Source organism: Marinomonas alcarazii (assembly GCF_003208215.1).
GTDB classification, from domain to species: Bacteria; Pseudomonadota; Gammaproteobacteria; order Pseudomonadales; family Marinomonadaceae; genus Marinomonas; species Marinomonas alcarazii.
Genome location: NZ_QKLW01000010.1, coordinates 114,399 through 135,312, shown reverse-complemented (window position 1 = coordinate 135,312; position 20,914 = coordinate 114,399). Strand labels below are relative to the sequence as shown.

General features: G+C 45.2%; 18 protein-coding genes and 1 pseudogene. 6 read left to right on the top strand and 13 right to left on the bottom strand.

Annotation, left to right across the window (positions count from 1 at the left end; all coding sequences use genetic code 11):
- The 5 genes and pseudogenes from DFP75_RS16400 to DFP75_RS16380 all read right to left on the bottom strand — a co-directional run.
- Positions 1–197: pseudogene (locus DFP75_RS16400) on the bottom strand (type VI secretion system tip protein VgrG); the annotation flags it as partial.
- 399 nt (positions 198–596) lie between these two features.
- Complete coding sequence (locus DFP75_RS16395; protein ID WP_110577126.1) at positions 597–1,370, bottom strand: helix-turn-helix domain-containing protein; 774 nt, start codon at positions 1,368–1,370, stop codon at positions 597–599.
- A gap of 207 nt (positions 1,371–1,577) precedes the next feature.
- Positions 1,578–2,552: an NADPH:quinone reductase gene (locus DFP75_RS16390; RefSeq protein WP_110577125.1), complete on the bottom strand. Its 975-nt coding sequence runs from the start codon at positions 2,550–2,552 to the stop codon at positions 1,578–1,580.
- Positions 2,553–2,612: 60 nt separating this feature from the next.
- Positions 2,613–4,001 carry a TRAP transporter large permease gene (locus tag DFP75_RS16385; RefSeq protein ID WP_110577124.1) on the bottom strand — a complete coding sequence of 463 codons (1,389 nt, stop codon included), beginning with the start codon at positions 3,999–4,001 and terminating at the stop codon, positions 2,613–2,615.
- The gene (locus DFP75_RS16380) at positions 4,001–4,519 is read right to left on the bottom strand and encodes a TRAP transporter small permease subunit (protein WP_110577123.1); all 519 of its coding nucleotides are present in this window, start codon (positions 4,517–4,519) and stop codon (positions 4,001–4,003) included. The genes DFP75_RS16385 and DFP75_RS16380 overlap by 1 nt, the downstream gene beginning before the upstream one ends.
- 377 nt (positions 4,520–4,896) lie before the next feature.
- On the opposite strand from DFP75_RS16380, the gene DFP75_RS16375 reads away from it, so the two are divergent.
- The 6 genes from DFP75_RS16375 (at position 4,897) to DFP75_RS16350 (ending at position 12,189) form a co-directional block, all read left to right on the top strand.
- A complete protein-coding gene (locus DFP75_RS16375) occupies positions 4,897–5,865 on the top strand; it encodes a PstS family phosphate ABC transporter substrate-binding protein (RefSeq protein ID WP_110577122.1) in 969 nt (322 codons plus the stop codon).
- A gap of 150 nt (positions 5,866–6,015) precedes the next feature.
- Positions 6,016–8,277 (top strand): ABC transporter permease subunit, encoded by a 2,262-nt coding sequence (locus DFP75_RS16370; RefSeq protein WP_110577121.1) that lies wholly within the window; start codon positions 6,016–6,018, stop codon positions 8,275–8,277.
- 11 nt (positions 8,278–8,288) lie between these two features.
- The gene (gene pstA, locus DFP75_RS16365) at positions 8,289–9,989 is read left to right on the top strand and encodes a phosphate ABC transporter permease PstA (protein ID WP_110577120.1); all 1,701 of its coding nucleotides are present in this window, start codon (positions 8,289–8,291) and stop codon (positions 9,987–9,989) included.
- A 20-nt stretch (positions 9,990–10,009) separates the two neighbouring features.
- The gene (gene pstB / locus DFP75_RS16360; protein WP_110577119.1) at positions 10,010–10,840 is read left to right on the top strand and encodes a phosphate ABC transporter ATP-binding protein PstB; all 831 of its coding nucleotides are present in this window, start codon (positions 10,010–10,012) and stop codon (positions 10,838–10,840) included.
- Between the two features lie 14 nt (positions 10,841–10,854).
- Positions 10,855–11,568, top strand: coding sequence for a phosphate signaling complex protein PhoU (gene phoU, locus DFP75_RS16355; protein WP_110577118.1), 714 nt, complete (start codon positions 10,855–10,857; stop codon positions 11,566–11,568).
- 120 nt (positions 11,569–11,688) lie between these two features.
- Entirely contained in the window at positions 11,689–12,189 is a 501-nt protein-coding gene (locus DFP75_RS16350) for a GAF domain-containing protein (protein ID WP_110577117.1), read from the top strand.
- Here the strand turns inward: DFP75_RS16350 and DFP75_RS16345 are convergent.
- The 8 genes from DFP75_RS16345 to DFP75_RS16310 form a co-directional block, all read right to left on the bottom strand.
- Positions 12,181–12,525, bottom strand: a complete 345-nt coding sequence (locus tag DFP75_RS16345) for an Hpt domain-containing protein (RefSeq protein WP_110577116.1) — start codon at positions 12,523–12,525, stop codon at positions 12,181–12,183. The genes DFP75_RS16350 and DFP75_RS16345 overlap by 9 nt on opposite strands.
- Positions 12,518–14,344 (bottom strand): sensor histidine kinase, encoded by a 1,827-nt coding sequence (locus DFP75_RS16340; RefSeq protein ID WP_110577115.1) that lies wholly within the window; start codon positions 14,342–14,344, stop codon positions 12,518–12,520. The genes DFP75_RS16345 and DFP75_RS16340 overlap by 8 nt, the downstream gene beginning before the upstream one ends.
- 3 nt (positions 14,345–14,347) lie before the next feature.
- Complete coding sequence (locus DFP75_RS16335) at positions 14,348–14,857, bottom strand: putative pterin-binding protein (protein WP_110577114.1); 510 nt, start codon at positions 14,855–14,857, stop codon at positions 14,348–14,350.
- 169 nt (positions 14,858–15,026) lie between these two features.
- The gene (gene oppF / locus DFP75_RS16330) at positions 15,027–16,028 is read right to left on the bottom strand and encodes a murein tripeptide/oligopeptide ABC transporter ATP binding protein OppF (protein WP_110577113.1); all 1,002 of its coding nucleotides are present in this window, start codon (positions 16,026–16,028) and stop codon (positions 15,027–15,029) included.
- Positions 16,028–17,017, bottom strand: a complete 990-nt coding sequence (gene oppD, locus DFP75_RS16325; protein WP_110577112.1) for an ABC transporter ATP-binding protein — start codon at positions 17,015–17,017, stop codon at positions 16,028–16,030. The genes oppF and oppD overlap by 1 nt, the downstream gene beginning before the upstream one ends.
- A 9-nt stretch (positions 17,018–17,026) precedes the next feature.
- Complete coding sequence (oppC, locus tag DFP75_RS16320; protein ID WP_110577111.1) at positions 17,027–17,953, bottom strand: oligopeptide ABC transporter permease OppC; 927 nt, start codon at positions 17,951–17,953, stop codon at positions 17,027–17,029.
- A gap of 12 nt (positions 17,954–17,965) precedes the next feature.
- Positions 17,966–18,886 (bottom strand): oligopeptide ABC transporter permease OppB, encoded by a 921-nt coding sequence (gene oppB, locus DFP75_RS16315; RefSeq protein WP_110577110.1) that lies wholly within the window; start codon positions 18,884–18,886, stop codon positions 17,966–17,968.
- A 148-nt stretch (positions 18,887–19,034) separates the two neighbouring features.
- The gene (locus DFP75_RS16310) at positions 19,035–20,645 is read right to left on the bottom strand and encodes a peptide ABC transporter substrate-binding protein (RefSeq protein ID WP_110577109.1); all 1,611 of its coding nucleotides are present in this window, start codon (positions 20,643–20,645) and stop codon (positions 19,035–19,037) included.
- Positions 20,646–20,914: the final 269 nt, after the last annotated feature.

Here is a 20,914-nt window from a genome sequence, read left to right as displayed (position 1 = left end):
GCGTTTTTATCGACGATGGTGTCGGCAGACAGATCCGATTGACGACTGGCAAGAGACAATTGATAACGGAAGCCATAACAAGGCGAACCGTCTTTTAGCCGGGAATCGGAGAGCGATTCGTGCCCTTGGTATTCTCGAACGACGAGGGTGTCTTCTTCCAATCCGTCGAGCGCCAGTGTAAACGTCAATGTAGCCATACCAGTTTCCTTTGTTATGACGGTCTATCTCATTTGTAGAATGCAAGTGGTGAAGTGCCTATTTTAAACAGCTCATTATTCACGTTCGATACAGACCATCTACCTCGAAGAACGTGAGGAATGCGCAAAAAATGTGAAGCATTAATAAAATAGTAAGTTATTTATTGAAACACATATCCATAAAGCAAGATAAACGCCAGTTTTAAATAGTCAGTAATGACAAATGGTTAGATTGAAATCGACAGGCCGCCGAGCAATAGTTTGCTTGAAGCTAAGCGAAAAATTGCCCGTTGAGCAATATGTTGCTTATTGGGTATAGAGTTTGAGTTTATTTAGAGAAGGGATATTCTGAAAGGTCGAAGAGTTTTTATGGTTTGACGTTTTTGGTGTCACTGAGAATCAGCGGTTACTGAATTGCTTTTGGTATTTTAATGGCGTAATGCCAAGGGTTTGAGAAAACACATTGGTCATGGCGCTCTGGCTGGAGAAGCCACACATTTCCGCTACTTGAATAGGTGGGAAACCTTCTACGAGTAAGCTTTGCGCGCGTTCTAAACGTTTACGCATTAGATATTGGTGCGGCGTCATGCCGGTTCTGTCTTTAAAGCGTTCGTGGAATTGGCTGACGCTCAAAAAGCAAAAGTTCGCAAGTTGATCGATATGCACACGGCGAGACAGGTTCAATTCGATAAATTGGTCTAGTTTATCGATATCAAGATGGTTGCCTCGGGTGCGGACATCTTTGTTATTGATTTGATGGCGTATGGCGCTTAACAGTGTATTACCGCAGGCTCGGGCTAACATTAGGTCATTTGGGTATTGTTCTAACTCGCCAGAGAGGGCGGACGCCAGAATCTGCAAACGGGGATTAAGTTGAAAATACGCCGCTTGATCAAATAAGCGCGAAACCACTTCGTATTCTTCGTCAGTTATGCTTTTTTGCGGTGGGATAGGCAGGTTGACCACCATGATGCGGTTTTCACCCAATCCTGCAAAGGCATGGCTGTTCGCAGATGGAAGGATACAACCTTCACCTGTATGCAGCTGTTTGCTTTTACCTTGGATGTCGAAATCGGTGTTGCCATCTAGCACTACCACTAGTTGGTGGTAATCGTGATCATGGGTGTCCGCTTCGGCAGGTAGACTGAAAACATCGGAATCAGACTGAGTCAAAGTGCACCTTTTGAATAAACATAAGTGAGAAAGTATAGCGGCCTTAAGGCTTATTTAGTAGCGGATTTTTGTGAAGATGGCGGATTTTACCGCCTGAATGGTGTTTTAATGCGGTGTAAATGTTTGTTTTAAGAGCAATAGTAAACACCGCGCTTTATTCCGTTGATCAAGCAATAAGGCGCCGTGTTTGAGTCGTCTTCGCTACTATTAGCTAATACGAATAACCAGGTTACCTAAGGCGCCCGGTTTCAATACATCTTCATGGGCCTGAGCTAACTCTGTTAGCGCATAGCTTTGACGAATAACGGGCTTTAGAAGGCCCTTTTCAAACAATGGGCGTAAGGCTTTTGCAATCAAGGCAAGCTCGGCAGGTTTGGTGTTTGCCAAGGCTACTCCAACCACAGAGGCATCGCGGGCCATCAAATCGCGAGGATTGATTTCAACCGTGCCACGGTTGCCAACAACGGCAACACAACCACCAAAGGCCAAGGCTTTTAGGTCTTGATCTAAGTTATGGTTTGCTAGCATCTCGATAACGATATCGAAGCCTCTATCCATGGATTGAGAAGCTAGAGATTGGAACGGCGCTAGGTGATCCGCTTCATTGTGCATAATGATGGTTTTCACACCTTGCTGACGCAGCAACTCGGCACCTTCTGGTGTGCCTGAGCTGGCAACCACCTCCATGCCCGCCGCCAATGCTAACTGCACAGTCGCAATACCTACTGCGCCTGTTGCACCATGAACCAACACTTTATCGCCAGCTTTACCATTGGCACGGCCAAACAAAGCACGGTGTGCTGTGGTGTAAGGAATGCCAAGGCAAGCGCCTTCTTCAAAAGACAAGGCATCTGCTAGTGGATACGTATGCGTTGCTGCGCACGCTGTAAATTCGGCAGAAGATCCTGTTAGGTTACGGCTGAAGTAAACGCGCTGACCAATCTCGAAGCCCGTGACGTTAGCGCCTAACTCAACAATCGTACCTGCGCCATCAGATCCCGGAGTATGAGGGAAATTAGCTGAATAGTTGTTGGTACCAGAACGGATATACGTATCCACTGGATTAACGCCTGCTGCGCCTACCTTCACTAGAATTTGATCTTCGGTAATGCTTGGTTTATTGGCCTCAGCCAGCGATAAATCGCTTGCTGGACCATAGTTTTTTATTTGCATTGCTTTCATGTTTTTTGTCCTAACTTAATGAGTATTTTTGTTTTTCTTAAGTTGTTCAGTGTATTCGTATTAATCTGCGTAAACCTGTTCTGGCAACCAAGTTGCTAATTCTGGCCAAACTGACAGCATTATTAATACAAAGATCTGGATTAGGATAAAAGGTAATACCCCTTTGTAGATAGACTGAGTCTTAATCTCTGGGGGCGCTACACCACGTAAGTAAAACAGCGCGAAGCCAAACGGTGGTGTAAGGAATGACGTTTGTAAGTTGATTGCCATCATTATACCCAACCAAACCGGATCTAGACCCATAGCTAATAGCACTGGAGCAACGATTGGTACGACGACAAAAGTGATCTCAATAAAGTCTAGAATGAAGCCAAGGAAAAACATTAGCAACATCACGACAATCATGGCACCAACCACACCACCTGGCAGCTGAGAGAAGAAATCTTGAATTAACTCTTCGCCACCAAAGCCGCGGAACACTAAAGAAAATAATGACGCACCAATCAAAATCATGAACACCATACAGGTGACTTTTGTGGTTGAGTACACAGCATCTTTTAGCGTCGGCAAGCTTAGTTTACCGCTGCCCCAAGCCAATAGCGCGGCTCCAAGAGCACCAACACCTGCTGCTTCAGTCGGAGTTGCAATCCCGCTTAGGATAGAACCAAGTACCGCAAAAATTAGCACTAAAGGCGGCAGTAGACCTTTGATCAGTTGGATAGCTAACGGCTCAGTAGAACCATTGCGCAACTCTTCACGAGGAACCGCAGGGGCTTTGTGAGGCTGTAACCAAGCAACCATAATGACATAAAGAATATACAGGCCGACAAGGATTAAGCCTGGAATCAAAGCACCAACAAACAAGTCGCCAACCGAAATGGTTTTTGGCGAGAAAATGCCCATTTCTAGCTGCGCTTTTTGGAACGCATTGGACATAACATCGCCCAACAGAACCAAAGCGATCGAAGGCGGAATGATTTGCCCTAATGTTCCCGTCGCACAAATTGTGCCGGTTGCAAGCGCAGGATCATAACCACGACGCAGCATAGTCGGTAGCGAGATCATCCCCATCGTTACGACAGTGGCACCCACAATACCAGTACTCGCCGCCAACAACATGCCGACTAAAATAACCGAAATGCCCAAACCACCGCGCATAGTGCCAAATAGCATGGCCATAGAATCCAGTAGCTTTTCAGCCAACTTGGATTTTTCGAGCAAAACGCCCATTAATACAAACAGCGGGACAGCGATCAGAGTTTCGTTACCAATAATACCGAATAAACGGTTTGGTAAAGCTTCTAGAAAGACGCCATCGAATGTACCAAAGGCAGAGCCTACCGCCGCGAAAATTAAGGCTGTACCGCCCAAAGAAAACGCCACAGGGTAACCAAACAGTAAGCAGACACAAACAGCGGCAAACAGCCATAAAGGGATAAATTCAACCATTAGTTTTGTCCTTCCGCGTTTTTAGCAGTAATAACACCAATATTTTTCAGAATATCGGCAACACCTTGAATGATAAGAGTCACCATCATAATAGGGATGAGTGTTTTCAGCAGATAAACGAAAGGTAAACCACCAGGCTCTGGAGAGGTTTCTAATACGCGCCAAGCTGCACTGACATAATCCAAGCTTAAATAAGCGGTATAAAGAGTAAAAGGCAGCAAAAAGAAAATGCCACCAATGATATTGACCCAAGCTTTTTTAGTAACAGAAAAATCACGGTAGAAGACATCAACACGCACGTGTTCATCGTCTTTAAAGGTATAGGCCGCGCCCAACATAAAAACCATAGCATGCAGATAAAGAACAGATTCTTGCAATGCGATCGAACCAATATCAAAGCCATAACGTAACAACACGATGAGGCAGGTAAGTAGCATCATCGCCAATGTTAGCCAAGCAACACATTTGCCCAGATAATGGGAAATGGCCTCGGCGGAACTGACCAATTTATTTAACATTAAAGTACCCACAGTTTTTTAATCATTTTTATCGGATATCTACTCAGGCAATTTTGCCCGAAAAATCCGGATGGTAAGTCTATTGGATAACGCCATGCTTGGGAATATGAGAGGACTCTTGAATAGCAAGTTAGAGACCTTTTATAAGAAATTAGATGTTTTTTACTGAAAAACATCGCTGTAATGCGCGGAAACTGACGTTTGAATGAGAATCGCAGACATTCTGAAAACCGCTATTTTGCTAGGCGATCAAATTAATTTTGAAATATTTCATGGTTTAACATTTTTGTCACATAACTTTTCTATAGTACAAAACATCGAACGAGCTATGGGCAGTTGCTCATAAATATTTGACTACAACCACTGAGGTTTATGTGATGAAAAAACTAGTTGCAGGTTTAGCGATGACAGCGGCAGTAGGCGTTTCTGTTAACGCTTTTGCAGATGTTGATTCAAATTTGATGTCTTACAGCAAAGCAAGTGGCGTTTCTGGCAATATTTCAAGTGTTGGCTCTGACACCCTAGCGAACCTAATGACATTGTGGGCGGAAGACTTTAAGCGCCTATACCCAAATGTAAACATTCAAATTCAAGCGGCTGGTTCTTCTACTGCGCCACCAGCACTAACTGAAGGTACATCAAACTTCGGTCCTATGTCTCGTCAAATGAAAGACAAAGAGATCGCAGCGTTTGAGAAAAAATACGGTTACAAGCCAACAGCGGTTCCTGTAGCAATCGATGCGCTAGCGGTTTTCGTACATAAAGATAACCCAATCAAAGGTTTGTCTCTTCCAGAAGTGGATGCCATTTTCTCTTCTACTCGTAAGGGCGGACACAGCGAAGACATCACTAACTGGGGCAAAGCTGGCCTAACAGGCGCTTGGGCAAATCGTGATATTCAGTTGTTTGGTCGTAACTCTGTATCTGGTACTTACGGTTACTTTAAAGAGCACGCGCTTTTCAAAGGTGACTTCAAAAACTCTGTAAACGAGCAGCCAGGTTCTGCGTCTGTTGTACAGTCTGTTTCTACGTCTCTTAACGGTATTGGTTACTCTGGTATCGGTTACAAAACATCTTCTGTACGTGCCGTGCCTTTGACTAAGAAAGAAGGCGGTAAGTTCATCGATGCAACAATTGAAAACGCAGCGACTGGTAAATACCCACTTTCTCGTTTCCTATACGTTTACGTGAACAAAGCGCCTAACAAGCCGCTTGAACCACTACAACGCGAATTCATTAAAATGGTACTTTCTAAAATGGGTCAAGAGGTTGTTGTAAAAGACGGTTATGTTCCTCTTCCAGCGAAAGTTGCTACTAAATACCTGAACGATTTGGGTATTAACTAAGCGCTGTAGCGAGCTACGAATGAGATGTTTTAAATAGGAGGGCCGAAATGCTCTCCTATTTTCTTTGTTTCGTAGACTGTAACACTACTGTCATATATGGATGTCACACTACTGTCACATATAATTGTCACACAACAAAGATGAATGCGGATGACTAAATCAACTGACCATCAGATGCCTGAGCTGAATTTCAATACACCAGCTTTAAAGCGTCATCGTAAAATTCGTTCCCTGAAAGACCGTATGGCCGGAATGGGGATTGCGGTAGGGGGCAGCAGTGTTATTTTGGCTGTGCTGCTGATTTGTTTCTACTTACTTTATGAAGTGGCGCCTTTGTTTTCTAGCGCCAGTATTGATCGTGAAGCAAGCTATTCTTTGCCTGCGGAAGATCAAGGTAAAAGTCTTTATTTAACCACTGAAGAGCAATCTGAAGTCGGCATGCGAGTGACGAGTAATGGCAGTATTGTCTTTTTCTCTGTTGCTGATGGCAGTGTAATCGACAACATCAAAAATATTCGCTCTGAAAAGGTTACCGCCTTTGCGGTTGAATCTGATACCAGTCGTTTAATGGCGTTTGGTTACGAGGATGGCAAAGCCTTAATCGTAAAACATGATTACAAAATCTCCTACCCTGATGGCACTCGTAAGATCACCCCTGTGGTGGAATACCCTTATGGTGAAGAACCAATTGATGTTGCGGATTTTGCGATCAACAAATTAACGCTCCGCGATGGCAGCGACAGTCTAACCATGGCCGCGATTGGCGACTCAAAAAGCGCAATCACTAAGGTAACCAAAGACGTTAACTTCATTACCGAAGAAGTGGAATTGAGCGAGCAGAGCGAGTCACTGCCATTCGTTCCGGATGTCGCCAGTATGTTGCTTAGTGGTGACCAACGTTACCTCTATGTTGCAACGCGTAGTGGGGCTATGAGCGAATTTGATCTTCGTGATTTTGATAACATTGAACTAAAAGATGAGATCGATTTAATCAAGGATGCCGATACTAAACTGGTATCTATGACGTATCTGCTAGGCAAATCTTCCATCATGGTGGCCGACTCTGCTGGTCGAGTGAGCCAATGGTTCAATGTTCGTGATAATGATACGAATGAAGAAAAATTAACCTTTATTCGTGATGTTAAACAGCCTGTTGCTATTGTTGATTTAGCAATGGAGCAACGTCGTAAAGGCTTTGCTACATTGGATGAGCGTGGCTTAGTGGCGATTTACAATGCCACATCGACTCGTCAAGTACTGAATGAAAAGCTGAGCGATGATAATGCGCGCTTAATTAGCTTTGCACCACGAGCAAACGGTTTGTTATTGGAAGACGATAAGGGCGTACATTTCTTCCATGTCGATAATGAACATCCTGAAGTATCTTGGTCTTCTTTGTGGGGACAAGTGTGGTACGAAGGATATCAAGAGCCGACTTACACTTGGCAGTCTTCTGCAGCGAACAATGACTTTGAGCCTAAATACAGCTTGATGCCATTGGCGTTTGGTACTTTGAAAGCGGCGTTCTACGCGATGCTTATGGCTGTGCCATTGGCAATTTGTGGGGCGATTTACACCGCTTACTTCATGGCACCAGCCTTGCGCCGTAAGATCAAACCTGTGATCGAATTAATGGAAGCTTTGCCAACGGTTATTTTGGGCTTCTTAGCGGGTTTGTTTTTTGCGCCTTTCCTTGAAGAAAACCTGGCAGCAACTTTCAGTGTTTTTGTGGTGTTACCAGTTGGCATTCTATTGTTTGCTTATATTTGGTCACGCTTACCGCAAAACATTCGCTGGCTAGTTCCTGAAGGCTGGCAGCCATTATTATTGATTCCTGTGATTGTCTTTTTAGCTTGGGTTTGTTTGGCAATGAGCCCAATTATTGAGCTGAATTTCTTTGACGGCAATATTCGCGGTTGGATTACTCAGGACCTTGGAATTACGTTTGACCAACGTAACGCTCTGGTGGTTGGTTTTGCCATGGGCTTTGCGGTTATCCCGACTATCTTTTCGATTACCGAAGACGCCATCTTCAGTGTGCCAAAAGCACTTACTCAAGGCTCATTAGCTTTGGGTGCGACCTACTGGCAAACCATGACTCGCGTTGTACTACCAACGGCCAGCCCAGGGATTTTCTCTGCGGTAATGATTGGTATGGGGCGCGCTGTAGGTGAAACGATGATCGTACTGATGGCAACAGGTAACACGCCGATTATGGACGCCAACATCTTCGAAGGTATGCGAACGCTGGCAGCCAACTTGGCGGTCGAAGTACCTGAGTCTGAAGTGGGAAGTTCTCACTATCGTATCTTGTTCTTGGCGGCGTTTGTGCTCTTTATCTTCACTTTTATCGTGAACACAATCGCTGAAACCGTGCGTCAGCACCTACGCAAAAAATACGGGTCGCTATAATGAGTACTGAAATGAAAATGAAGAAAAAGTCCGTATCCGAATGGGTAAAATCTGGTGATCCATGGGTGTGGCTAAACGCAGGTGCTGTGGCAATTTCTGTCATCATGGTGGTGGGGTTGTTACTGTTGATCGCTGTGCGTGGTCTAGGGCATTTTTGGCCTGCAGACGTTGTGGAGTCCCACTACGCTTTGCCTGGTGAGCCTGAATACAACATAGTCGCTGAACGCGTGGAAAGTGTTGAAGTGCCAGCGGCTCAGCTACGTGAAGCGGGCATTGATATTCCCGATCACCATAAACTGATGCAGCGTACTTTAATGAAAACTGGTAACCGTGATGTGTATGGTTCGGATTTCCGTTGGGTGATCGATGAGTACCTAACAGAGACTCAGCGTCCAGAAATGATGTTTACCGCTGAACGTCGTGAATGGGGCAACTTATACGGCTACCTAAAAGCAGTGAAGGAAAATGGCACAATCGTTTCTGAAACGGATGATTTAACGCCAACAGATTCTGCTTTGGCGACGTGGAGTGTATTCGAACAAAGCATTGAACGTGCTGCGAGAATTTTCGATGAAATCCACCAAATTGAGAAAAAAGACATTGGCAAAATCAACTACGCACTAGAACGTATTCGCCTTGAGCAACGTCGTTTAGAGCTAGAGGGTAAACTAACGCCTGCTGCGGAAGCGGACTTAGCAGCGGAACGTAGCCAATATGATGAAGAGTACAAAGGCTTACAACAAAGCCTGATCGATCTTTATGCTCAGATTAACCGTGACACTTTCATCGTTCAAGTTATGGATGGTACAGAACACGAAATGCCAGTAGCGAAGATCGTTCACGCTTTTCGTCCTAATGCGATGAATGTGGCTCAGAAGATGAGTTTCTACTTCACCAAAGTGTGGGAATTCCTATCTGACGAACCTCGCGAGGCGAATACAGAAGGTGGTGTGTTCCCAGCTATCTTCGGTACGGTGATGATGGTATTGCTGATGACAGTGCTCGTCACACCTTTCGGTGTGGTTGCAGCGGTTTATCTGCGTGAATACGCTGCGCAAGGTTGGGTGACTCGTACGATTCGTATTGCCGTGAACAACTTAGCGGGCGTACCTTCCATCGTTTACGGTGTGTTTGGTTTAGGCTTCTTTATATACTTCCTAGGATCTGGCATCGATCAGGCTTTCTTCCCAGAAGCCTTGCCATCACCTACCTTTGGTACTGGCGGCTTGATGTGGGCATCTATTACGCTCGCGCTATTGACCGTACCTGTGGTTATTGTGGCTACCGAAGAAGGTTTGTCACGTATTCCTCGTAACGTGCGTGAAGGCAGCTTAGCATTGGGTGCAACGAAGTTTGAAACCCTATGGCGTGTTGTTCTGCCAATGGCCAGCCCAGCGATTATGACTGGGGTTATTTTGGCGGTCGCGCGTGCTGCCGGTGAAGTGGCACCATTGATGTTGGTGGGTGTGGTGAAACTAGCGCCATCGTTACCATTAGATGGTAATTACCCTTACATCCATTTAGATCAAAAATTCATGCATTTAGGCTTCCATATTTACGATGTGGGCTTCCAAAGTCCAAACGTAGAAGCCGCACGACCTTTGGTGTATGCAACAGCCTTATTGCTTGTGATTGTGATTGCGCTATTAAACTTGTCAGCAGTGACGATCCGAAATCATTTACGTGAAAAATACAAATCGCTGGAAATGTAAGCGGCGGAGAAGAGATTATTATGAGCGACGTTAAAACACACTCGATTGATATTTCAGCAATGCAGCGTAGCCAGCAAGCGCTGCGTATTGAAGACGAAACCGTTTGCCTATCTGTAAACGATTTGCACCTGTATTACGGTGAGAAAGAAGCGCTGAAAGGCGTAAACATGATCATTCCAGAGAAAAAGGTGACTGCGTTTATCGGGCCTTCTGGTTGTGGTAAATCAACGTTATTGCGTTGTTTTAACCGCATGAATGATTTGGTGGACGGATGCCGAATTACCGGCCAAATCAACTTACGTGATGAGAACATCTACGCCAAAGGCACTGATGTTGCTGAGTTGCGTCGTCGTGTTGGCATGGTGTTCCAAAAGCCGAACCCATTCCCAAAAAGTATTTATGAAAACGTGGCTTACGGCTTGCGTATTCAAGGTATTAATAAAAAGCGTTTGCTTGACGAAACCGTTGAGTGGGCTCTGCGTTCTGCTGCCTTGTGGGATGAAGTAAAAGACCGTCTACACGAAAGTGCATTGGGTATGTCTGGTGGTCAGCAACAGCGTTTGGTTATTGCCCGCACCGTTGCGGTAAAACCTGAAGTGTTGTTGCTGGATGAGCCTGCGTCAGCATTGGACCCGATTTCAACCTTGAAGATCGAAGAGCTTATCCATGAGTTGAAAAACGAGTTCACGATCGCGATTGTGACGCATAACATGCAGCAAGCGGCGCGTGTTTCTGATTACACCGCGTTTATGTATATGGGTGATTTGATTGAGTTTGGCGATACAAACACTTTGTTCACTAACCCAAGTAAACAACAAACAGAAGACTACATCACGGGCCGCTACGGCTAGGCGGAGGACGCATTATGAAAGAATTAACAACGGATCATATTTCTCAGCAGTTTAACAACGAGCTGGAGCTGCTTCGCCAGCACTTTTTGACGATGGGCGGTGTAGTAGAAAATCAGGTGCAAGATGCCGTACAAGCTTTGTTAGACGCTAACGGCTCGTTAGCGGAAGACGTGAAAAAACAAGACGCTACGGTTAATCAGCTGGATGGCTTGATTGACGAAGAATGTCGCCGCATCCTAGCTAAACGCCAGCCAGCGGCTTCTGACTTGCGTATGATCTTATCGATCAGCAAAGCCGTAAGTGAGCTTGAGCGCATGGGCGACGAGGCGAAGAAAATTGCCAATCTAACGCTAAACTTGATCAATGAAGGTGAGTCTCCACGTGGTTATGTGGAGATTAATCGTATTGGTCAAATGGTGACGCGCATGATTCACGACTCACTAGACGCGTATGCACGTTTAGACATTGAAGCAGCGATTAAAGTGGCCAAACAAGACCGTACTGTAGACCAAGAATACAATACGGCGATGCGTTCCTTGGTGACGTATATGATGGAAGATCCGCGCAGTATTTCGCGTGTTATCAACGTCATTTGGGTGTTGCGTTCGTTAGAGCGTATTGGCGACCATGCACGCCATACTTGCCAGCATTTGATCTTCTTGGTGAAAGGCGTGGACGTTCGCCATGTCAATCCTAATGATCTTTCGACAGAGGTAAGTAAAAAGTAAAGCTTACTGTCACGGTCTCTTGGCGTTTATTGCAATGATAATCGCCAAGAGGCCGATTTTACGCTGAGCTATTTAGCGAACTTTGTTATCATCAGGTTTTTGTTATATCTGGTGCCTCTCATGTTTACCATAGAAACCCATCCTACTGATTCTGTTGAAGAATCTTATCGTGCGTTAAATACTCAATTGGCGGCTTTATTAAGCGGTGAACGCGACTTTATTTGCAATGCGGCTCAGTTTTCGGCATTTGTGATGCAAACCGTGGCGGATTTGAATTGGTCTGGTTTTTACTTTGCTCGTGGTGAAGAGTTGGTGCTGGGGCCTTATGTGGGCAAGGTTGCGTGTACGCGTATTCCGTTTGCTCGAGGTGTCTGCGGTAAAGCCGCCACCACTTTGCAAACGCAGCGCATCGAGGATGTGCACGCATTTGAAGGTCATATTGCCTGTGATGCGGCGTCGGCCAGTGAAGTGGTTATTCCGGTTGTGGTCAATGACAAGTTAATGGCAGTGTTTGATATGGACAGTCCGAAAGTTGGCCGCTTTTCTGCGGCGGATCAAGCCGGGTTGGAGTCGTTTGTAGCAACCTTTATTGCTGCAACCGATATGCACTGGTCAATTTAAGCCATTGAGAAAGAGCTCATCGAGCTCTTTTAAAGACGCTTGATGCAAGGCAGGTAAGTGATCCATGATCGCTTGCATGTCTTGTTTATTATGCTGTGCCGCTAGTCTTTCTATTTGTTGGAATTGCTCGGCAAGTCTTCGCAAGGCCATATTCAAACTGGCGGATTTAAGCGAATGGCCAATATTTTTTATGGTGTCGTAATCTTCGTTATCCCAAGCTTGAAACAACAGAGCCATTTTCTCCTGGCTGTCGGTTATAAATTCCAAACGTATGTCGTTCATCGTGTCTTTTCCAATAAGTTGGATAAGTGAATTTAGGTGTGCGTGATCAATCATTTTGTGTCGCCCCTTGGAACGGCTTTTTGTTGGCGAATAGTTTGGCAATGTGTGTTTCAAGTTGGCTTTGCGTGATTGGAAAATGCAAGGGTTTGACTTGAAAGTCTGGGTTATTAATAGCAAGAGGTTGGTAGCTTATGACAGGGCAGGATCTATTTTTCCATTGCTGCAGGGCATCTTGACCATCTCGCTCAAAGTTTGCTGTATTGCCTAAAATGACTAGGTTACAGTGTCTATTGTCTTGCATGCTGCCATCTTTTGAGACACTAACACTGATGTTCATGGTCGCCAGTTGTAAGCTGATGATTTTTGCGAGTTGAGCGTCTGTCTCGATGAGAAGGGCCTGTGTGTTGTCTGGGCACTGTGGTGGCTTGTGTTGTTTTAGTGTCGGTGCTGAATCGGTAATATAAAACGGGATATCGACCCAAAACTCACAGCCTTTTTGTGGCGCACATGAGAAATGCATTTCCCCTTTCATTAAATATACGAGCTTGTGACAAAGTGCCAAACTCAAGCCAACTTTGCTTGGTAGAGGGCCTTCTTGTTGCATCGGTAAAGATGGGTTAATTCTAAGGTTTTGCTGCAGTTCGTCCGCCATGCCTTGGCCTGTATCCCTTAGAACGATTTGCATGACGCTCACTTCTTTGGTGCCTGCTGGTAATGGTATGACCGGAGCGGCAGACGCTGAAGGGCGAACTTGCAAACTGATGCTGCCTGTTGGTGTATGGTTAATGGCGTTTTGCAAAAGCGCGACTATGATCTCTTTGGTTCGAACGAGATCCAAACAAACAAAGTCTGGTAAGTTTGGGTCAATATAGACAATGCTTTGCAGGTTTTTACGCGCCATTTGCGACTCAAATAGAGAGAGGCAATCTTCAATGCTGCTTTTGAGTGGCTCGATTGTTGGCACCAAGGTCAGCTTTTTCGCATCAATCAAGGCCAAGTCTGAGAGCATTTCGATAATCTGCAGTAATTGGTTGCCAGACTCTTGAATGTGTTTAGCAAGGTTTTCGGTGTTTTTAGGGGACTCGGTATTGTTGAGTGTGCTGGCGATGCCCAAAATGGCGTTGATAGGCGCTCGTGTTTCTTGATTGATAAAGGTCAACATGCGCGCTTTGTCTTCGTGAACGGCTTTAATGTTGTCGTTGAGGTTATTGTTGAGTTTAAAAACATGTCTAAGCTGGACCAATCCTTTCATGGCGAAAAAGGCGAGACTAAGTAAACACGCGACAAGTATCATCGACAGTAATTGAATGGTATCTAGGTTTTTTTGCAGTGTTTTATGTTGTTCGGATATGTATGTGTTGCTGCCTTTGTTGACCAGTGTGACAAACTCATTCACCTGAGTGTCGATGCTTTTGATTCGTTCCACTAATGTGGGCAGATAGCTGTAGTCGCCAGCCTCTATTTTCGATAACTGAAAGCTCAGTAATTCCATTTCACCGTTTATAATGTTTAGCAATCGCGTGGTACGACCGCCTTCAAAATTACGGATCAGCTCACCAATCTCGCCTTTTCTTAGTAGATCCACTCGGCTCATTAGTACATCGTACCGAAAAAAAGCCTCGCCATTTAATGACGGCGCTTTTTGATCTAATTCAATAAGGTAGTTCAGAAAGCGATAGGATTGCAGCTGCAATTGCAAAGCGTTCCACAATGAGCTTTCAAAAACACGTCGGCTGTTGTTTTTCGAACCATCGTTGGTGTATGTGATGATACTAAAAATAGCCAAACTCACCGTTATGATGAAAATTATAAAACCATACAGTACCCATTGTTTGAAGATGGATAGCCACATTTTTTCTGGAAATAGGCGCATTATTTACTGTACCAACAAGATGGATTTGATATGAGAAATTTGCCAAATAGAGCGGCCATAAATTTCTTCAGACCTGAGCTCTTCGTGTTCATCAAATGGATAGATCACCATAATGGGGCCTAGGCTGCGAACGTTAATCAACCTTTCATCTTGGCGTGTAGCGAAAATTGCCCCTTTGTCGATAAAATCGCTGATGGGAATTTCGGTCATATATTGGTTAAGTGCTGTCACCTGCAGTAGGTTTCCATTGCTGCCTAGGTAGTTTAATAAATCCACAGCAGAAAAACCCCGATAAGTATGCGGCCCTTGCGTCCAAGGCGTGTGCGTTGTCACCGTATATTGAGGCAGGGCGTCGAGCATCGCCATATCAAAGCCTACTTGGTCTTCAGCAATGGCGGTTCCAGATACGGTTAAAACGATTCTGCCCTGTGGGGAGCTAGGGATATTGTCAGCAATAGCGTAGCTAGCAAGGGAAAAACCACTAACAAGGAATATAAAAGACAATAAACGCATACGGGAACTCTAAGTCATTCTGTAAAAGAGTCCATGATAGACAAAAACCGTAAGCTTGTGGGTAAAAATCAGTCAGAGGTAACAGAATATTACAGTTCTGTTCCTCTAAACCGTTTCGATTAACGTCAAAAGGGTTTAGAGGATGAACCTAAAGGGCTGAGGCTGATCTTTAAGGTAATTCAGCCAGACGTGAACAGCCAACCTGATGCTCTGAAGAGATAGCTTGCAGAATGGGCTTTTGCTGCGCACAACCTTCGTTAGCATGAGGGCAACGCGTGCGGAAAACACAGCCAGAAGGCGGGCTAATAGGAGAAGGTAAGTCACCCGTTAACAACTGAATTTTCTTACCCCGTTCCGCTCTTGGGTCCGGTACTGGCACTGCAGACAACAAGGCTTTGGTATAAGGGTGTTGTGGGTTCTCATACAAGGAGCGTTTGCTAGCGAGTTCCACCGCGTTCCCCAAGTACATCACCAATACACGATCTGAAATGTGTTTTACCACACTCAAATCATGTGCAATAAACACCAAAGACAAGCCCATTTCGGCTTGTAGTTCTTTTAGTAGGTTAACGACTTGCGCTTGAATAGATACGTCTAACGCCGAAACCGGTTCATCGCAGACGACCAATTTAGGTTTAAGAATCAAAGCACGAGCAATACCGATACGCTGACATTGTCCGCCAGAAAACTCGTGTGGGTAGCGGTTGATCACGTTTGGTAATAAGCCCACGCGATCCATCATGGCGCGGACTTGTGCCTTTACTTCTTCCTTAGATAATTCCGGGCGGAAGGTTTTTAGTGGTTCTGCGATGATATCGCCCACAGTCATACGCGGATCAAGGGACGCCAACGGATCCTGAAAGATCATTTGCAGCTCTTGGCGTTTGCTGCGCATTTGTTTTTTGTCTAAGTCCGTTAGATCTTGCCCTAGCCAAACGACATTGCCTTCGGTAATGGGCACAAGTCGTAATAACGCGCGCGCCAAGGTGGATTTACCACAACCTGATTCACCCACGACCCCTAAGGTTTCGCCTTCGTAAATGGTAAGGTTTACGCCGTCCACGGCTTTTAATGCTTGGCCTTTTTCCCATGGCCATGCATTGTCTGATTTGATGTTGAAGTGAACTTTTAAGTTATTCACTTCCATTAAAATGTTGTTTGCAGTGTTCATTAGGCGACCCATCCATCAACGGATTTATGACAAGCTCGTAGTTGACCCGGTGCATACTCTTCTAGCAGTGGCATGCTTTCTCCGCAGCGCTCTTTAGCAAATTCACAGCGTGCTTGGAATGGACAGCCTGACGGCATATGCAGCAAGTTGGGTGGATTGCCCGGAATGGTGGAGAGCTTTTCGTCATTACTATCGAGACGTGGAATCGCTTTAAGCAAACCTTGAGTGTATGGATGTGTTGGACGGTAAAACACATCTTCAGCGGTGCCGTATTCCATGGTTTGACCCGCGTACATCACCAGTACTTTGTCGCATAAACCCGCTACGACACCCAAATCATGAGTAATCATGATGATAGAGGTGTTGAAGTCGTCTTTTAACTCGTTCAGCAAGGTTAAGATCTGAGCCTGTACGGTGACGTCTAGAGCTGTGGTTGGTTCATCTGCGATCAGAAGCTTAGGTTGGCACAATAATGCCATAGCGATCATCACACGCTGTCTCATGCCACCAGAAAATTCGTGTGGGTACATGTTCATGCGTTTGCGCGCTTCGGGCATTTTTACCGCGTCGAGCATCTTCACGGATGCTTCAAACGCTTCGGCTTTGCTCATGCCTTTGTGCAGCATCAAAACTTCCATCAGCTGCTTGCCGACTTTCATGTAAGGATTCAATGAGGTCATTGGATCTTGGAAAATCATCGCAATTTCTTTGGAACGAATGCGGTTCATGGCCTTTTCATTCAGGGTAAGAATGTTTTGCTCGTTAAAGCGTGCTTCCCCTTCGATTACACCATTACCAGCCAATAAACCCATTAGTGCAAATGCGGTTTGGCTTTTACCTGAACCAGATTCGCCTACGATGCCGAGGGTTTCGCCTTGTGCCAAGGTAAAATTCAGATCATTCACCGCGGTTACAAAACCATCGGGCGTTCTGAAATTCACTCGTAAGTTATTTACTTCTAATAAATTCTTTTTACTTGATAAGCTCATAAAGCCTCCTTAGCGGTCTTTTGGATCAAGCGCATCGCGTAAGCCATCGCCGAGGAAGTTAAAACAAAACAGAGTCACAACTAGGAAACCAAGTGGCCACGCCAATTGCCAGATCGCAATTTCCATGTTCTGCGCGCCTTCAGAAATCAACGCGCCCCAGCTGGTCATGGGTTCTTGCACGCCAAGGCCTAAGAAGCTGATAAAGGACTCTAACAAAATCATATTTGGTACCAACAAAGTGGCGTAAACAACAACGATACCGAGCACATTTGGCACAATGTGGCGCAAAATGATTTTTGGTGTCGATACGCCGCAAGCGTACGCCGCTTCTATGTATTCTTTGTTTTTCAGGCTCAAGGTTTGACCGCGAACAATCCGCGCCATATCAAGCCATGAAATCGCACCGATGGCGACAAAGATCAAAAAGATATGACGACCAAATAGGGTCATCAAAATGATCACAAAGAACATGAAAGGGAAAGAGTTTAGTATTTCCAAGAAGCGCATCATCACACTGTCGACACGTCCACCAATGTAGCCGGAGGTTGCACCGTAAAGTGTGCCTATGATGATGGCCACAAAACTGCCCATGATGCCGACCAACAGGGAAATTTGTCCACCTTGCATGGTGCGAACAAAAATATCGCGGCCTAAGGTGTCGGTGCCAAAATAGTGACCGTTTTCTATATTTGGGCGACCCAATACGGAAATGTCGGATAATGCTTCCCAGTCGATATCATCGTAATTCCATTGGCTTAAAAAGGGGCCAATTAGAGCGATAGCAGCAATAATCGCTAGAATTATCAAGCTAGTGACGGCGGCATGGTTAGAAAAAAATCGACGACGAGCGTCTTGCCATAAACTGCGACCTTCAACTTCCACCACTTTTTCGGCGAATTGTTCGACGGCCTGAACTTTGTCTTTTGTAGTAATCATAATTGCGTGGCCTTAGTAGCGGATTTTCGGATCAATAACAGCGTACAAAATATCGACGATGGCATTGAATAGAATCGTTAATGTACCCACCAAAATGGTGACGCCCATGACCATGGAATAGTCGCGATTCAATGCGCCGTTGATAAAGTGCTGACCAATACCGCCAGTACCAAAGTACACGTCGACAATCACAGAACCTGTCACTATGCCGACGAATGCAGGCCCAAGGTAAGAAATAACGGGTAACATTGCAGGGCGTAAAGCGTGCTGAAAAATGATGCGATACTTTGGTAATCCTTTGGCTCGCGCGGTACGGATAAAGTTGGAGTGCATGGTTTCAATCATGCTGCCACGGGTAATACGTGCGATTTGTGCAATGTAGCTGGTGGACATGGCAATGACCGGCATCACCAGATAAGGCCAAGCGCCGCCATTCCAGCCGCCGGGTGGCAGCCAATGGTTATAAATAGAGAAAAATAGGATACACAAAGGTGCTAAAACGAAATTTGGTAACACGATACCTAGGTTAGCAAAGCCCATCACACTGTAGTCTAACCAAGAGTTCTGGCGCAGTGCTGCGATAATTCCGCAACCCACACCAATGAGCAACGCGACAAGAAAAGACCAGATACCAATCTCAGCAGAGACAGGGAAACTCTGTGCAATCAGTTCATTGATGGTGAAATCTTTGTAGCGAAAAGACGGTCCAAGATCGCCTTGAAGCAAGCCGCCAAGATAGTAAAAATATTGGTTAATGACCGGCTCATCCAAATGGTATTTGGCGTTAATGTTTGCCAACACTTCGGGTGGTAAAGCGCGTTCGCTGGTAAATGGGCTGCCGGGAGCAGAGTGCATTAGGAAGAAAGAAACCGTAATCAAAATCAACAATGTTGGAATGGCTTCTAAAATGCGTTTTGAAATAAATGTCAGCATAAAAATTACCGGATTAGGCGTTATAAATAACGGCTAATTCTAGGAACCTGTAGGGAATTCAAGAGATGCCCAGCGCAAAAGCGCTGGGCATGGTGTTAATACAAAGCACTTTGTCATTTCAAAGTGCTTTTTATTTAAAAAGCAATGCTTAGTGCTTGATGATGTACATATCGCGCGCGTAAACGTTGTCTTCTGGGTTTGGCATGTAGCCGCCTAAGTAGCTTTTTACCAAACGTTTTTCTGTGTATTGATAAATCGGCGCAACGGCCATGTCTTGCTCAATGGCAATTTCTTCTGCTTTGTTGTAGTTCGCCGCAGGGTGCTGCATGGTACGAGCGTCGTGCAATAACTTGTCGTATTCAGGGTTGCTGTATTTACCGTCGTTATTACCGTGTGTGGTGGTCAGAAGGTCTAGCATGGTAGAGGCTTCGTTGTAGTCACCGATCCAGCCAGCACGAGCCACATCAAATTGTTGATGTTTTTTCGATTCTAGGTACGTTTTCCACTCTTGGTTTTCCAGTGTAACGTTTACACCCAAGGTTTTGTTCCACATGGACGCAATCGCAATGGCGATTTTCTTGTGGTTCTCATTGGTGTTGTAAAGCAAGCTGAAAGACAGTGGGTTATTTTTGCCATAGCCCGCTTCTTCTAACAATTCTTTGGCTTTCTCATTACGCTCTTTTTGTGTCCATGTCGCGTATTCAGGCGTAGCTGGAGTGAAATCATTCACAACTTCTGGCGTAAAAGAGTAAGCAGGTAGTTCACCTGTGCCTGTCACATATTTTGCAATCACGTTACGGTCGATGGCATAAGACAAGGCTTTACGAACGCGCACGTCGTTGTATGGCGCTTTCGTTTTATTGAAGTCATAGTAGTAAGTACCTAGCTTTGGCGTAACCACAACTTGGTCTGGAATATCGCGCATAAGCTGCTTGTAATGGTCGTTTGGTAGCTCATAGCTAAGGTCCATTTGACCCGCTTGGAAGCGTTTTAGCTCAGCGTTAGGCGATTCAATTGGTAAGTAGGTAACCTTGTTGATGATGGTTTTGGCGTCATTCCAGTAGTGTTTGTTACGAGTGAAGACCATTTTTTCGTTGACGATCCACTCGTCCATTTTGTACGCGCCGTTAGACACCATGTGTTCTGGTTTCGTCCAGTCATCACCCCATTTTTCGACCACTTTTTTAGGTACTGGGAACATAGTCTGGTGAGAGGTCATTTTCACAAAGTAAGGCACAGGGCGCTCAAGTGATACTTGGAATGTGTGGTCGTCTAGTGCTTTGACGCCAAGAGTGGAAGGATCCGCTTCACCAGCAATGATTTTCGATGCGTTTGTAATCGCAGGAATTTCCATGAACCATGCGTATGGAGACGCCAATTTAGGGTCTACAGCACGTGTGAAAGCGTAAACAAAATCTTCGGCTGTTACAGGGTCACCGTTAGACCATTTTGCATCTTTACGTAGGTGGAAAGTGTATTGCGTGTTGTCTGCGTTTACATCGTAGCTTTCAGCTACACCAGGAATTTGGTTGCCATCGCCATCTTGGTTATACAAACCTTCAAAAAGATCTTTTGAGCGAATAGAAGCTGGCGTACCTTCCATTTTTTGTGGGTCCATGGTGCTAGGCTCTGAACCACCACCACGAACCAATTCTTGTTTAGCGGCTAATTCGACGCCAGCGGGTACCTCTGCAGCCTGAGCTTGCAGAGCGAAAAGAGAAGTAGCCATGATGGCACTGGCGAGCAATGTCTTTTTCATTGGAATGTGTCCCTATATTGTTAGTTAACTTTTGAGTGCTTTTTTATAGTTAGACGCTTACCAGCACTGGTGAATAGTCGTCTTAAGGTTGCATAGTTCACCAATTTACAAAAGGTCACAATCGAAATTGCGTATCAGCCCATACGTCTAATAAATGTAAATTTTGGATAATCGTTATGGAAACGAGGCTCGAAATGTAAAAGGGGCTTGAATGCTATAAGGGTTGAGCTTATTGCTAACAGCATTGTGGAGCCACGAAAGCCCTCGTG